The sequence below is a fragment of the Myroides odoratus genome, assembly GCF_965118575.1.
GTDB lineage: Bacteria > Bacteroidota > Bacteroidia > Flavobacteriales > Flavobacteriaceae > Flavobacterium > Flavobacterium odoratum_B.
The window spans coordinates 266,520-282,082 of sequence record NZ_CBCPHW010000001.1 but is presented as its reverse complement, the minus strand read 5'-3'; the positions used below and the strand labels follow the sequence as shown (position 1 = coordinate 282,082).

Here is a 15,563-nt window from a genome sequence, read left to right as displayed (position 1 = left end):
AGAGATGAACGTAACTATATTATTATTAACGTTATTAGTTGGAGCATTTGCTACTTTTTTAGCAAATAAATCACTAGCCCCTAAAATTGCTTTGCTATTTGGGATCGTGGCTTTTGTAGAAACAATTGCCTTAATTTGTCAACATAATTCAGGCGTAAATACAGGTTTCACTACCCAATGGATTGTGAATCCCAATATCCACTTTGCCTTAAAAGCAGATGGATTAGCTTTAGCTCTCGTTTTGTTAACAACGATGCTAACGCCTTTAATTATCTTGTCTTCTTTTGGCAAGCACATTGAGAAATCAAATCTTTTCTACGGTTTAGTACTGTTCATGTCATTTGCAATGACTGGAACCTTTTTAGCTGCGGATGGATTTTTATACTATATCTTTTGGGAATTATCTTTAATTCCTATTTATTTCATCGCTTTATTATGGGGGAATGATACCTTCGAAGCGCGTAAAAAAGCTATTTTCAAATTCTTTATTTACACGTTTGCAGGTTCATTATTCATGTTGGTTGGGTTTATTTACCTATACCAAAAAGCAGGAAGCTTCTTATTGGCAGATTTATATAACGTAAGCTTGACTAGCCAAGAACAGTATTGGATTTTCTTAGCTTTCTTTATTGCTTATGCCATTAAAATTCCTATTTTCCCTTTCCATACTTGGCAGGCAGCTACCTATGAAAAAGCACCTACTGTAGGAACCATGCTTTTATCGGGTATCATGTTGAAGATGGGATTGTATTCGATTATTCGTTGGCAATTGCCTATTGCACCTTCGGCGGCTAAAGATTTAATGCCTACTATTATCGTTTTGTGTATTATTGGTGTCGTTTACGGATCTATCGTAGCGCTGAAACAAGTGAATATCAAGCGTTTCTTTGCTTATTCCTCCTTAGCTCACGTTGGCTTGATTGCTGCTGGGGCTTATACGTTAACCTTAGATGGATTATTAGGAGCCGTTTACCAAATGCTAGCACACGGATTTGTAATCGTAGGGTTATTCTACGTTGCAGAAATCCTTTACAGCCGATATGAAACAAGATCAATTGCCGAAATGGGGGGAATCCGCCAACAGGCACCACAATTTGCTTCTTTATTTATGATTTTAATGTTTGCTTCGATTGGTTTACCAGGAACATTCAGCTTTATAGGTGAATTCAACCTGTTATTCGGTCTTTCACAAGTAAATATTTGGTACGCAATTATCGGAGGAACAAGTATTATTTTGGGTGCTTTCTATATGTTGCGCATGTTCCAAAAATCTATGCTGGGTGAAACAAATGCAAAAGTGTTCCATGACATTTCATTAAACGAGAAAATTGTTTTAGGGATACTCGTGGTTACTGTAATTTTTCTAGGTATTTATCCTAAGCCAATTACAGATTTAATCACACCGAGTTTGGTTGAAATCGTATCCTATATTAAATAATAAATTGAGCTTCAGCTTATACTGAAACCATAATTCCAAAATATAAAAGATGAATACATTAATAGCAGTTGGAGTATTAGCGGTTATCGTTCTATTAGCAGAGATAATTAATTTGAGAAAATTAATCATCCCTGTTGCAATTGTAGGACTACTGGGCATTTTGGGTTACACACTTTGTACGATTGATGTGGTGGAAGCCCATTACAACAATATGATTGTAACAACTAAATTTTCTAGCGCATTTTCAGCTTTATTTATTGCGCTAACGATTTTGTTAGTTGCGCTAAGTAAGGATTTTTATCAAACGCAATTTTCTAAAATATCCGATTATATTTCTTTAAAATTATTCTTGCTGATGGGGGCTATCTCCATGGTAAGTTTTGGAAATATAGCGATGTTTTTTGTGGGCTTAGAGATTCTCTCTATTACCCTATATATACTTTGTGGATCAGACCGTACGAATATTAAGAGCAATGAATCTGCGATGAAGTATTTCTTATTAGGATCTTTTGCCTCAGGAGTTGTTCTTTTTGGAATTGCCCTTGTTTATGGTGCAACGGGTTCTTTTGATCTTGCACAAATTACACAGTTAACGACTAGTAATCCAATGCCAATTTGGTATGCGCTAGGGGTAACGATGATTATCATTGGTATGCTTTTCAAAATAGCGGCTGTACCTTTCCACTTCTGGGCACCAGATGTGTATCAAGGGGCACCAAACTTAACAACAGCTATGATGAGTACGTTGGTAAAAGTAACCGCTGTTGCTACTTTATACAAAGTATCGATTAACTTGTTACACCAAATGCCTTCGCATTATATTACGGCTATTGTCGTAATCGCAATTCTAACCATGACTGTCGGTAATATCATGGCATTACGCCAAGATAATATGAAACGTCTATTGGCGTATTCGGGTATTTCACATGCTGGTTTTATGATGATGGCGTTAACTGCTCTAGGTAGTGCAACTCCTCACCTGTTTTACTATGCGACTTCTTATGCTTTTGCTGGTATTGCAGCTTTTACCGTACTTACTATTGTAACGAAAGGAAAAGACAATGAACAAATCGAGAACTTTAAAGGGTTAGGTAAATCAAATCCATTATTAGCGGCTATCTTAGGTATAGCGCTACTATCTATGGGGGGAATTCCAATCTTTGCTGGTTTCTTCGGCAAGTTCTTCTTATTTACAGATGCAGTTAAAAATGGTTTCATAACCTTAGTAATATTCGGGGTTATTAACTCTTTTATCAGTATCTATTACTACTTAAAAATCATTGTTTTGATGTTCACCAATCCAACGGAAGAAGTAGAAACTCCTTCGATTCAAGTGCCTTTGGCGTATAAAATCGTAGGTGTGCTTTCTGTTCTTGCCGTAGTTGTATTTGGTGTATATCCATCCCTACTTTTAGATTTATTCAACTAAGAACAAATAACTAACAATTCAATAATTTACCGAAAAGGCTAAGGATACGACAACATCCCTTAGCCTTTTTTTTATGTAAACCGATAATTTTTACGCTCAAGCGCAAAAGTTGGGGAGGAATTGATAAAATAATATCATTGTCTTAGGATGGATAGCAAAGAAATACTAAAACTAACGTAAATCCTGCTGACCCAGGAAGCATCGCATCGGTTACTCAAAGCAGTCGATGTGTAGTTTATAGTGATACTTTGTAAAAAGAAGATTTTTCTATAAAAGAGAATCTCGAACGGACGTTAGTCAAATAAGGAGCGTCAATTAGTCGAAAAGACAACAAGAACAAAAGGTGTTTGAGCGTAGCGAGTTCTTTTGTTCTCAGTCTTGAGACTTAAATTGACCCTTATTTGGGTCAGTCAAAGGGGTTTTTGTTTCTTTTTTACCCCTTAAAAAAGAAAGTAGTTTTTGATTACCCAAACCAACTTTACACTAATATCAACACGGCGTATATCATACTGTTTACAGTGAAGCATCGCATCGATTATTCAGCTATGTTATTTGCAGTATGGATGTATAAGATGCGACCTCTCCTTCGTCGAGATGACATACGACCTGGAAAAGTGAATCCAAAAAAAGAGGATGTTTTGAACAATCCCAAACTTTTGTACTTGATCCAATTTTTAACGGAACGCTTTAGAAAGTGAGTAATCTGCATTAATTTCTTCGACATCCCAATCTTCCAATTGAACTAATCGGTTCATAAGTCGAAGGTTAATTCCCTTCAAAGCGTTAGGACAGTAGAATGCCATTACAACACTCCTACTTCTCGATGACTTCATCAAAATAGGATATGTCAAATCTCCACTTCTATTTATTCACCTCATCTCGTGTCCAAAATTTCATAAAGAAAGTAAAGCAAAAGCCAGAATCTCTTTCAACCAACAAATAAAACACTTGCGTTCCACCCAATATCCTATCCAACAAACCTAGTTTCGCTTTATCTTTCCTGTTTATGCTCCATGGATTATATCTCTATGTAAACTGATTTTACACCAATCTTAAACCTAAAGCGTATGCAGCGCAAACAATACTCCTTCACTTCTAGTTATTTTAAAAATGGTACGCCCCTAAGCAATACTAATTTCTTTTCTCACTCCTTGTGTGACTTGTGTTTGTGTCCATGCTTTGAAAAGAAATTAAAAAAATAATTGAACTAAAAAAGTAACAAATATGTTACTTACCTTTGTTGTGATTTATTTACTGCTTCTTTTAACTCAATCCTATTGATGAAAGTTTCAGAAATACTTCGCATTCTTAAAAAAGATGGATGGTATTTACATAGAGAAGGAGCCAATCATTCTCTCTATAGACATGCCCTAAAAGAAGGAACTGTCATACTTCCAAGACATCCTAATACGGAATTAAAAAAAGGAACAGAACAGTCAATCTTAAAACAAGCTAGTTTAAAATAAACGCTTATTGAGAGATTTCATTCATATGGTAAATTTCCCTAATCATTAAAAAGCTACTATGATGGAAGTAAAGTTAATCTTAGAAAAAACAGCTACTGGCTACAGCGCTTATGCAGATGAATTACCTGGCATGGTCACGGCAGGAGAAACTATCGACGAAGTAAAAGAAAACTTCAAAGAAGTAATAGCACTACAATTAGAGTTTTTACAAGAACAAAACAAATATAAAGAAGCGGAAGAGCTAAAAAACATAGACCTTCATTACTATTTGGATCTAAACACCTTCTTTGACTATTATTCCTTATTTAACAAAACACAATTAGCCAAATACTTAGGAATTAATAGCAGCCTCTTGCGTAGGTTATCAACACATAAAGTAGAACTCTCTGAGAAAAAAGCCTCCCAAATAAAAGAAGGTTTACACAAATTGGCAGACGAATTAAAAGAGTATCATTTTACCTGATAGTGCTTCGTTATACTGAGATACCTATTTATTATTTGCGCGGTTTGTTCTTTGTGAGATTTTTAAAGATGAAGTAAGAAAAAAGAAATACACATCGAAAATCTAATTCAAAAAAACTACATCCTCTTTGCTAATGTCTTCTCTTTTTAATTGTAACTTAGGTATCCGATTGAATGAAGAAATGTACAGCGTATGTCTAGCAAAGAAAGAAAACCTTTAGTTGTTTGTTTTGGTGAGGTCTTGTGGGATATCTTCCCTACGTATCGTCGAATTGGCGGTGCCCCGCTTAATGTTGCGTATAACCTCAACAAATTTGCTATTGAGGCCAAACTCATCACAAGGGTTGGTCAAGATAAAGAAGGAAAAGAAATTCTCAAATACATGGAGAGCATCCCGATTGATACCTTACAATGTCAAACGGATAGTTACCATGAAACAGGTGTTGTTTTTGCTTCCTTTGATGAACACAATGAAGCGCAATACACATTTAAAGAACCTAGTGCTTGGGATTTTATCCTCTTTACTTCTTCTGATTTTGATTTAGTCGCTCAAGCAGATGCTTTTGTTTTTGGTTCTTTAGCTTGTAGAAATGCACAATCCAAAGCAACGCTTTTACAACTCCTAGAAGCTGCTAAATATGCTGTTTTTGATGTCAATATTCGCGCACCTCATTACGATATGGATTTCATTATTGAGCTTCTACACAAAGCCAATCTGGCAAAAATGAATGAAACAGAGTTACACCTCATTTTAGACCATTTAAAGCACATTTATACAACAGACTTAAAATCACTTCAATTTCTAAAAAAAACGTTTGAATTAGATGAAATCATCGTTTCTAGAGGGGATAAAGGTGGTGTTTACTTTTTTGAAAATACGTGCCTCCACTTTCCTGCTGTTGAAATTGTTATTAAAGATACCGTTGGAAGCGGGGATGCATTTTTAGCGGGTTTCTTAGCTGAAAAATTAAAAGGTGGATCTCCTGAACATCAAGTAAAAAAAGGCGCCGCCTTAGGTGCGTTTATCACTTCTCAAGCAGGTGCCTGCCCGGAATATTCTTTTGATGACTTTTTGTACTTTTATCAGACTTGTATTTTTGAGGATAAGGAAATTGTTGTTCAGAGTGGAAATGGGTGAAGCGTGAAAGGGTGATGAGTGAAGAGCTGGGTGTCAAAATAAAAACAGCAATAAACCAAAGTCTATTGCTGTTCTCTATAGTATTTATATTCTATACTTATTTACTGCTGCTTGTTGTTAGGAACATCCACAGTTACCGCTCCCGCAAGAGCCTCCTCCCTTTTTGTTGCTTTTTTTACCAAAGCTCTTTTTTACAAAATAACCAATGGCTAAAATCAACAAGACATAAACGATAATTTCTTGGTAATCCATCTGTTTTTATTTAAGTAGTTGATAGGCTATAAAGGCCGCCACATAAGCCAAAACGGTCATAAATACCAATTGGTAAATCGTCCATTTCCACGATTTAGTTTCTCTTCTTACAATTGCCACCGTAGCGGTACACTGCATCGCAAACGCATAGAAAAACATCAAGGAAACTCCACTGGCTAGCGTAAAGACTTTTTCACCTGTATCGGGCCAAATCTCAGCTGCCATTTTTTGTTTGATACGTCCATCCTCATCATTTTCATCTCCAGATCCTACATTGTAAATGGTTCCTAAAACTCCAACAAAGATTTCACGCCCTACAAAAGAAGACAATACGGCAATACCTACTTTCCAGTCATAACCCAAAGGCTTAATTACCGGTTCAATCGATTTTCCTAAAATACCGATATACGAATTCTCTAATCGATAACTGGCCACATATTCGCTTAATTCATCTTCTGATACTTCTTTATCTTGATAGGCTGTTGCTACGTGTTCTTCTGCATTTTCAAATTTATCTCCAGGACCATGAGCACCTAAAAACCAAATTATAATTGACAACACAAAGATGATCTTCCCTGCTCCTACAACGAAAGCTTTCGTTTTTTCATACATATTAGCCATTACGTTTTTGATAATTGGCGTGCGGTAATTAGGCATTTCAATTACAAAATACGATTTGCGCTCACTCTTGATGTACTTGCTCAAGGCCCAAGAGGAAAGTAGCGCAGCTAAAAATCCAATGAAATAAAACAAAGTTAAGGTCAACCCTTGTAAACTCAAGAAACCAAATAAACGCGTTTCAGGAATAACCAAGGCAATAATGATAATATATACGGGAATACGAGCTGAACAGGTCGTAAAAGGCGTTACTAAAATAGTAATCAATCGCTCTTTGGGGTTTTCGATGTTACGCGCAGACATAATTGCAGGAATCGCACAGGCATTTCCAGAAATTAAAGGCACAACTGATTTTCCACTTAGTCCAAAGGGACGCATTAATTTATCCATCAAAAAAACCACGCGACTCATATATCCCGTTTCTTCCAAAATAGAAATAAACATAAATAGAATCGCAATCTGCGGAATAAAAGGCATTACCCCCCCTATTCCAGGTATAATTCCATCTGCAATTAAATCCGTCAATTTACCTGGCTCCATCGTTTCGTGTACCCATGAACCTAAATTGGAAAATTGCTCATCAATCCAATCCATTGGAATACTCGACCATTCAAAAATCGCTTGGAACACCAAAGTCATAATTCCGAAGAAAATCAAATACCCATACACCTTATGCGTTAAAATACGGTCTACTTTTGTACGGACATCTGTGGCTTTATTCGTATCACGCTGATAGGTTTCTTTAAGTACATCATTGATGAACTGATAGCGCTTGATTGTTTTTTTATGTTGAAGCTTCTTAATTTCATTATCCGATAAATGAATGCCTTTTGCCTCAATATCTTTCTTGCCGATATGGCCAATGCTAATATCTTGTGAATAAATCATCCACAATTGGAAGACAGAAAGATTGGAGAAAGTTAAGGCCAATTTGCCGAAAAACGCTGGATCTACATCCGTAGCATTAAGACATGGCTCTATCGAATAATTTTTATAGTTTAATACCGCTTGTTTTAATTCTTGAATACCTAGCTTTTTCTTGGCACTCAGTAAAACAATCTTAGTATTTAATTTTTTTTCTAATTCTGCGATTTGTATGCTAATCCCTTTTTCTTCCATGTGATCTGCCATATTGATAGCAAGCACAGTTGGAAAACCCAATTCTTTTACTTGAGTGAATAAAAGTAAATTTCGCTTTAAATTTTCAATTTCCGCAACAACGATGGCAACATCTGGATAGTCTTCATTCGTTGCATCAAACAACAAGTCTAATACAATGCGTTCATCCTCTGAACTCGCATTAATACTATACGTTCCTGGTAAATCAATGATGGTCGCAGATACCGTATCATCTAATTTTATTGTTCCTGATTTTTTATCGACTGTAATACCGGGATAATTTCCAATCTTATGATTTAAACCCGTTAAGGCATTGAATACAGAGGTTTTTCCTACGTTAGGATTACCTATCAGGGCAACTTTAATTTCTTTTTTCATCACTTCGTTCTACTAGTCTTACTTCTACTTACTTTCTAGATTAACCACAATTTCTCGAGCTAACTCCTTGCGGATGGACAAATGTGTATCATTAATACAAAAGTATATCGGATCACCTAGAGGAGCAATTTCTAAAAGCTCTACCTGGTTACCTGGTAAGCATCCCATTTCTAATAACTTTAAAGGAACCTTATGCATATCAAAATCAGCTATTACTCCCTTGTCATTTTTTTTCAATAAGTCTAACGTTGTATTCACTTTATTTAGATTTAATTCATATTGCAAAAGTAAACAATAAAAAAAGACTTAGTGCACAATTTCAGTATTAATTAGTCCAAATACTACTAAGTCAGTCGCTTGAATCTTCTTAATCAACAAGGCTTTCACTCTTGAAATAGACTTAAAAACAAAACAGGATGACCTTTTGAGACACCCTGTTTCTATCGCTTATTTTTTAGTTTCTTTTTCATGTTGATACAACCACTGAATGTCCTCCCAAAGTTCTTCCATGTTTTTACTCTCTGGGTCTTTGGTATTCAGATTGGTTCCATCGTAAAAGCCGCGAATTCGCCCTTCACCATCCACCAAAATAAAGTTTTCAGTGTGAACCATATCGTACATTTCTTCTGGTGAACCCGTTTTTACCGCTAAATAAGAGTTTCTAGCGATGTAGTAAATAGCTCTTTTATCACCGGTTACCAAATTCCAAATCGAATCATCAACGCCCCTTTTTAAAGCATATTCCTTTAGTACAGGTACGCTATCAATATCGGGGGTGACGGTATGGGATAATAACTTTACCCCAGGTAGGGTTTTGATTTTATCTTGTAGCCACTCCATATTATCTCCCATAATTGGGCAAATGGTTGGACAGGTAGTAAAAAAGAAATCCGCTACATAAATATGTCCTTCATAGTCCTTATTGGTAATTGTATCTCCATTTTGATTGATAAACACAAAAGGAGCTATGCGGTGTTTCTGCTTATTTGCCTCGTGTTGAATTAAACTATCCACCATTTCTGGATTAACCATAGAAGGGGTGTAAACAGGCAAGCTTTTTCTGTATTTTAAGGCATTGTAAAACAAAAACATAATTCCACAAGACATTAAAAAGAAAAATAGAAAGAAATATCTATATCGTTTAAAAAATTGAAACATGATTATTTGAGTTTGATACAAACTTACAAATTCCAACCCATAAATACGTTAAAGCTAGCTTAAAAACCATGCGTTAAAAAGGGCTGTTTATTAAGAAAAAAGGTACTTATAGTATAGACTTAAAAAAAAGTAAACCCAGTAAAAAATAACCATTCATGCTTAAAATTTCAATTTATCCACTTAAATGAAAATTACTCAAAAGATATTTTCTATTTTTGTTTAAACTAGAAAAAAATAAATATTTAAATAAAATGAAAAAAAGAGTATTATTAACCTCTGGTCTGGCTCTAGCTTCATTAGTTGCTTGTAAAGACGGCAAAAAAGCAGAAGAAGTAGTAGATCAAGAAAATCATGGAATTAACTTAGAATACATGGATCTAAGTGTTAATCCTGGAGATGACTTTTTCCGTTTTGTAAATGGTACCTGGTATGATAACACGGAAATACCAAATGATAGAACCCGTTGGGGAAGTTTTGATGAATTGAGACAAAATACGGATAAAGATGCATTGGCTATTTTAAAAGAAGCTGCTGAATCTCATAACCTAGATGCTAAATCAGATCAAGCAAAAGCAGTGGCTTTATTTGAATCTTATTTAGATACAGCAACACGTAATAAAGTGGGTATTGAACCTCTAAAACTGTATTTAGAGCGTATCAATGCAATTCAATCTCCTACAGATGTAACTAAATTAATCAATGATTTAGCAGACGAAGGTGGCTTAGGATTTTATTCTAACTACGTATATGCAGATGCTAAAAACTCAAATGCAAATACGATTTATTTGAGTACAGGATCTTTGGGATTACCTGATCGCGATTACTACATCCTTCAGGATGCAGATATGAAAGAAAAACGTACGCAATATGTAGCACACGTTGCTCGTATGTTAGAGATGGCGGGGGAATCAAAAGATGAAGCTAATGCAGATTCAAAACGCGTTTTAACAATTGAAACAAAAATGGCAGAACCGCGTTTGACAAGAGTTGAACAAAGAGATAGTCGTTTGACTTACAACCCAATGACAATTGCTGAATTACAAAAATTAGCACCTGTTGTTGATTGGACCGCTTATTTTGAGGCTACAGGATTAAAAAACATCGATAAAGTAGTTCTTTCTCAACCTAAATACATCAAAGCCTTAAATCAAATTTTAACTACAGCTAATATTGCTGATGTAAAAGCGTATTTAAAATGGACTTTAGTTAATGGATATGCTAGTACTTTATCTACGGATATGGAAACAGCAAACTGGGAGTTCTATTCTAAAACATTAGAAGGAGCAAAAGAACAAAGACCTGCTGAAGAGCGTGCGCTTGCGGTTGTAAATAATACAATTGGAGAAGCTTTAGGTCAATTATACGTTGCTAAAAAATTCCCTGCTGAAGCAAAAGCAAAAGCACAGGCAATGATTAAAAATGTATTAACTGCATTTGGTGAGCGTATCAAAGCCTTACCTTGGATGGCTGAAGAGACTAAAAAAGGAGCTTTAGAGAAATTAGCTACAACTACAGTTAAAATTGGTTACCCTGATAAATGGGAGGATTATTCTAAAATGGCTATTACCTCTCCTGCAAACAAAGGAAACTATTTTGAAAACATGAGAAATGCTTCGAAATGGGAAGTAGCTAAAAACAGAGAAGATTACGGTAAACCGGTTGATAAATCACGTTGGGGTATGTCTCCACAAACAGTAAATGCTTATTTCAATCCATTATACAATGAGATTGTATTTCCAGCAGCTATTTTACAACCTCCATTCTACGATTATAAAGCAGATGAAGCAATTAACTACGGTGGAATTGGTGCGGTTATCGGACATGAGATTTCTCATAGTTTTGATGACTCAGGAGCTCGTTATGACAAAAATGGTAACTTAAACAACTGGTGGACTGATGCAGATTTAGAACGCTTTACTGTTCTAGGCAATAAATTAGCAGACCAATATAGTGCATTAGAGCCGTTACCAAGTGTTTTCGTTGATGGTAAATTTACTTTAGGTGAAAATATCGGCGATTTAGGTGGTGTGAATGCTGCTTATGATGGATTAAAAATCTACTTAAAAGAAAATGGTGATCCAGGTCTAATCGATGGGTATACACCAGAGCAAAGATTCTTTATCTCATGGGGAACTATTTGGAGAACAAAAGCACGTGATGAGGCTATTAAAAACCAAGTAAAAACAGATCCACATGCTCCAGGACATTATAGAGCGTATGTTCCTTTACAAAATGTTGATGCTTTCTATGAAGCATTTGATATTAAAGAAACAAACAAACTTTATATCAAACCTGAAAATAGAGTAAAAATCTGGTAATAAAAAAAAAAGGGTATTTCTTCGAAATACCCTTTTTTTTTGGTGATGGGTGATGGGAAATGAGTGAAGTGTAAATTCTCTATATACTTTACCTTTTCTGTCTAAAAGAAAAACGGGTTAAAAATGACAAAACTCCCCCATAACCCATTTCTCATAACTGATAACCTTTACAAAATGATGAGTGATGGGAAATGAGTGAAGTGTAAATTCTCCATAGAAAAGAAAAATGGGTTAAAAGTGAAAAATTCCCCCATAACATGCACCCCTCACCATTAATGGTGTAAAATTTGTATTGCTCATAGAAATGTATTTTATGAGAACGCACAAAGATTTAGAAGTCTGGAAAATGAGTAGACTGTTTGTTTCTGAAATTTATAAACAAACAAATTTATTTCCCAAAGATGAATTGTATGGATTAACAAATCAGATACGTAGGAGTGCTGTATCAATTCCATCCAATATTGCCGAAGGATTTGGAAGAGAGGGAACTAAAGAATTAATACGATTTCTTTATATTTCATTAGGAAGTCTTTCCGAATTAGAAACCCAATTGATGATAGCTTGCGATTTAGGATTTTGTAGAATAGAAGATTGTTTTCTTGATATGCTTATAAGTATAAGAAAAATGCTTTTAGGTTTAATTAAATCACTTAAGTTGAAAATGTGATGGCTGATGGGAAATGAGTGAAGTGTAAATTCTCTATATACTTTACCTTTTCTGTCTAAAAGAAAAATGGGTTAAAAATGACAAAACTCACCCATAACCCATTTCTCATAACTGATAACCTTTACAAAATGATGAGTGATGGGAAATGAGTAAAGTGTAAATTCTCTATATACTTTACCTATTCTATCTAAAAGAAAAACGAGTTACAAATGACAAAACTCACCCCTAACCCATTTCTCATAACCTTTACAAAATGATGAGTGATGGGAAATGAGTGAAGTGTAAATTCTCTATAACTTTACCTATTCTGTCTAAAAGAAAAACGAGTTACAAATGACAAAACTCCCCCATAACCCATTTCTCATAACTCATAACTCATTTCCCCTAACTCTCATCAATCTTCAAAATCATCGGATCAATCCTCAATAACCAGGCAAAATAGGCCTCTTGATCACGCAATTGATTTAAATATTCTGCAATTAAATAATGGACAACTAAGTCTTTGTGTCTATCTAATTTAAAAAACAACTTATTGCTTTCTAAATAACGTTTAAAAGAATTAAATTCTGTTTGATCTTTTTTCAAGTAAGCAATCAATTCCTCCGTATTCATTGCCCTGTATTTTTGGCGATTTTTATCAATCTCCTGAAAAACATAATAGCTAACCATTCCCGATTTCATCATCATCACAATCGCTTCTTCTCCGTGTTTTTTAGCTATTGGCACAAATAAATCAGGTACAATTCCTCCACCTCCATAAACGATTCTACCTTTTAAGGTTCTAAATTGTAAACTATCGGCAATTTTAATACTATCAGCAGCATATAGCTCTCCATGTTCATATCGGGAGCGAAAATCATTGTTATAATCTTCAATACCGTTCTTGTAATTTTTTTGAATTGAACGCCCCGAAGGGGTATAATACCTTGCCGTGGTCAATCGGATAGCTGATCCATCGCCTAACATTAATTCGCGTTGTACTAAACCTTTTCCGAAGGTACGGCGTCCTACAATACGTCCTCTATCGTTATCTTGAATCGCACCCGCAATAATCTCACTCGCAGAAGCACTATTTTCATTCACTAAAATATACAGCGGTTGTGTGGTAAATAGATTTGTACTCTTCGCTTTTGTTACTTTTTCTTGTCCACCGCGATTGATGGTTTTTACGATGGTCTGATTGGTTACTAAAAGATCATTTAATATCTTACTGGACTGATCCATATATCCACCACTATTATCGCGTAAATCAACAATAAGTCCAGCTATATCTTCTTTGAGTAATTGAAGTAGCCCAGCTTGAAACTCTTCATAAGTTGTACTTGAAAATCGATTGATTTTTATGTAGCCATATTGATTGTCGAGTTTAATAGCAATATCCACACTTTTGATTGGAATTGGCTCTCTTTTTACAACAATATTTTTCTTTTCTTTGGTTGTTTTTCGGAATATTTGCAACTGGATCGAGGTACCACTTTCTCCTTTTAATACAGCAGAAACGGTATCCGAAGTGATTCCCTTTCCATACAACAGCTTGTTATTTGCTTTTAGAATGCGATCTCCTGCTAGTAATCCTGCTTGCATGGAAGGTCCACCATCTACTGGTTTTATAATAGCTAAAGAATCTTGGTATAAATAGTACTGAACGCCAATACCCACGAAACTTCCTTGCATCGATTCGGTCACTTCTTTCATCAAATCTTTTCCGATATAAACAGAATGAGGGTCTAGTTGTTCTAAAATCGTAGCTACTGTGTGATCAACAATAGAATCTGTATCCACTTGATCGACATATTCCTGCTCAATAAAATCAAGTAATCGATTTAGTTTCAACTTGTTGTGATTGGTAAATAAATTACCCGGTGACCGTTGAGAGGCAGATACAAGAAAACCACCTAAAAGAATCCCAAGAGATAAGGATATTGCAACAATAAGTGGCCAAAAAAACTTTCTCATATACAACCTATTAATCTAAATCAACCATATGCACCACCTCAACCCCTGCTTTTTTTAGAAACTCAATACCTTCCATATCTTTATATCCCTCTAAAAAAACAACGCGATTAATGCCTGCTTGATGAATTAATTTACTACAATCCCTACAAGGAGACATGGTGATATACAAAGTTGCATCCTGACAACTTTGGGTTGAGCTGGCAACTTTTAATATTGCATTCGCTTCGGCATGCAAGACATACCAGTGCGTTTGATTCTGTTCATCTTCGCAACAGTTGTCGAATCCTGTTGGCGTTCCATTATATCCATCGGAAATAATCATTCGATCTTTAACGATGATTGCTCCAACTTTCTTGCGCTTACAGTACGATAATTGCCCCCATTCTCGCGCAATACGCAAATAGGCTTTATCGTACTTAGTTACTTTAAGATTTGACATAAACCTCTATTTTATAACTCTTAATATACGACAAAAATACGCATAAGTTTCACTTCCCTATCTATACTCTTTTGAAATATTAATGGAATTGAAGTAGAATTCTTATCTACATACAGAAATCTCTCGTCTTCTACTTATTTAGCCTTCTAAAATTCTATTCTATCACTTAATATTTTTTGGTATAAAAAACGTATTTATTTCAAGATTTTTTGTACATTCCTTTTAATAATCACCTAAAACAAGTAACAACAAAAAAAGAACTCAATATGGCTTATTTAGATTTATATGACAGTGGCTTTAAGGAGCGAAACAAAGGGCATTTTGCCTCTATTGTTCGTGTTGCCCTAGCAAATGGAGATATCAGTGAAGAAGAACTTAAGTTCTTAAATGAATTAGCAGATAAGTTAGATATCTCAGCAGAAGATTATGACAAAATCATGGCCCATCCAGAAAATTATCCGGTAAATCCTCCGTATTTAGAGATTAACCGCATTGAGCGTTTATATGATTTGGCACGTATGGTATATGTCAATCACGTTTTAGGCCCCAAACAGAAAGACATCTTGCGCAAATTCACCGTTGCCTTAGGGTTTACAGGTGATATCAACTTACTCGTTGACAAGTCTTTATCTCTTTTGGTATTAGGCGTTGATATTGATACATTTATTGCAGAAATTCAACAATTAAAACGATAAAAAAAGGGGTTTTACATGCATGTAAAGCCC

15 protein-coding genes are annotated in these 15,563 nt (G+C 35.2%); 8 read left to right on the top strand and 7 right to left on the bottom strand.

What is annotated here, in order from left to right; translation table 11 throughout:
* Positions 1–4: 4 nt before the first annotated feature.
* Entirely contained in the window at positions 5–1,438 is a 1,434-nt protein-coding gene (locus tag ACMHJ2_RS01180) for a complex I subunit 4 family protein (RefSeq protein WP_413511133.1), read from the top strand.
* A gap of 49 nt (positions 1,439–1,487) precedes the next feature.
* The gene (locus ACMHJ2_RS01175) at positions 1,488–2,867 is read left to right on the top strand and encodes an NADH-quinone oxidoreductase subunit N (RefSeq protein ID WP_413511132.1); all 1,380 of its coding nucleotides are present in this window, start codon (positions 1,488–1,490) and stop codon (positions 2,865–2,867) included.
* Positions 2,868–3,541: 674 nt separating this feature from the next.
* Here ACMHJ2_RS01175 and ACMHJ2_RS01170 read toward each other — a convergent pair.
* Entirely contained in the window at positions 3,542–3,718 is a 177-nt protein-coding gene (locus ACMHJ2_RS01170; RefSeq protein WP_413511131.1) for a hypothetical protein, read from the bottom strand.
* Between the two features lie 429 nt (positions 3,719–4,147).
* On the opposite strand from ACMHJ2_RS01170, the gene ACMHJ2_RS01165 reads away from it, so the two are divergent.
* From ACMHJ2_RS01165 to ACMHJ2_RS01155, 3 genes are all read left to right on the top strand, one after another.
* Positions 4,148–4,333 (top strand): type II toxin-antitoxin system HicA family toxin, encoded by a 186-nt coding sequence (locus tag ACMHJ2_RS01165; protein WP_413511130.1) that lies wholly within the window; start codon positions 4,148–4,150, stop codon positions 4,331–4,333.
* 58 nt (positions 4,334–4,391) lie between these two features.
* Positions 4,392–4,796, top strand: coding sequence for a type II toxin-antitoxin system HicB family antitoxin (locus ACMHJ2_RS01160; RefSeq protein WP_413511129.1), 405 nt, complete (start codon positions 4,392–4,394; stop codon positions 4,794–4,796).
* Positions 4,797–4,988: 192 nt separating this feature from the next.
* Entirely contained in the window at positions 4,989–5,933 is a 945-nt protein-coding gene (locus tag ACMHJ2_RS01155) for a carbohydrate kinase family protein (RefSeq protein WP_413511128.1), read from the top strand.
* A gap of 117 nt (positions 5,934–6,050) precedes the next feature.
* Here the strand turns inward: ACMHJ2_RS01155 and ACMHJ2_RS01150 are convergent, their stop codons facing one another.
* The 4 genes from ACMHJ2_RS01150 to ACMHJ2_RS01135 all read right to left on the bottom strand — a co-directional run bounded on the left by ACMHJ2_RS01150 (position 6,051) and on the right by ACMHJ2_RS01135 (position 9,458).
* The gene (locus ACMHJ2_RS01150; RefSeq protein ID WP_413511127.1) at positions 6,051–6,185 is read right to left on the bottom strand and encodes a FeoB-associated Cys-rich membrane protein; all 135 of its coding nucleotides are present in this window, start codon (positions 6,183–6,185) and stop codon (positions 6,051–6,053) included.
* 6 nt (positions 6,186–6,191) lie between these two features.
* A complete protein-coding gene (gene feoB / locus ACMHJ2_RS01145; RefSeq protein WP_413511126.1) occupies positions 6,192–8,300 on the bottom strand; it encodes a ferrous iron transport protein B in 2,109 nt (702 codons plus the stop codon).
* Between the two features lie 24 nt (positions 8,301–8,324).
* On the bottom strand, positions 8,325–8,558 hold the full coding sequence (locus tag ACMHJ2_RS01140) for a FeoA family protein (protein ID WP_413511125.1): 234 nt from the start codon (positions 8,556–8,558) through the stop codon (positions 8,325–8,327).
* 189 nt (positions 8,559–8,747) lie between these two features.
* Positions 8,748–9,458 (bottom strand): SCO family protein, encoded by a 711-nt coding sequence (locus tag ACMHJ2_RS01135; protein WP_413511124.1) that lies wholly within the window; start codon positions 9,456–9,458, stop codon positions 8,748–8,750.
* A gap of 251 nt (positions 9,459–9,709) precedes the next feature.
* Between ACMHJ2_RS01135 and ACMHJ2_RS01130 the strand changes: the two genes are divergently transcribed.
* Both ACMHJ2_RS01130 and ACMHJ2_RS01125 read left to right on the top strand, forming a co-directional pair.
* Complete coding sequence (locus ACMHJ2_RS01130) at positions 9,710–11,776, top strand: M13 family metallopeptidase (protein WP_413511123.1); 2,067 nt, start codon at positions 9,710–9,712, stop codon at positions 11,774–11,776.
* A 313-nt stretch (positions 11,777–12,089) separates the two neighbouring features.
* Positions 12,090–12,443 carry a four helix bundle protein gene (locus tag ACMHJ2_RS01125; protein WP_413511122.1) on the top strand — a complete coding sequence of 118 codons (354 nt, stop codon included), beginning with the start codon at positions 12,090–12,092 and terminating at the stop codon, positions 12,441–12,443.
* A gap of 384 nt (positions 12,444–12,827) precedes the next feature.
* Here ACMHJ2_RS01125 and ACMHJ2_RS01120 read toward each other — a convergent pair whose 3' ends face one another.
* Positions 12,828–14,399, bottom strand: a complete 1,572-nt coding sequence (locus tag ACMHJ2_RS01120) for a S41 family peptidase (protein WP_413511121.1) — start codon at positions 14,397–14,399, stop codon at positions 12,828–12,830.
* Positions 14,400–14,409: 10 nt separating this feature from the next.
* Positions 14,410–14,838, bottom strand: coding sequence for a deoxycytidylate deaminase (locus ACMHJ2_RS01115; RefSeq protein ID WP_413511120.1), 429 nt, complete (start codon positions 14,836–14,838; stop codon positions 14,410–14,412).
* A 266-nt stretch (positions 14,839–15,104) separates the two neighbouring features.
* Here ACMHJ2_RS01115 and ACMHJ2_RS01110 point away from each other — a divergent pair, with 266 nt between their 5' ends.
* The gene (locus tag ACMHJ2_RS01110; protein WP_413511119.1) at positions 15,105–15,533 is read left to right on the top strand and encodes a TerB family tellurite resistance protein; all 429 of its coding nucleotides are present in this window, start codon (positions 15,105–15,107) and stop codon (positions 15,531–15,533) included.
* Positions 15,534–15,563 lie beyond the last annotated feature (30 nt).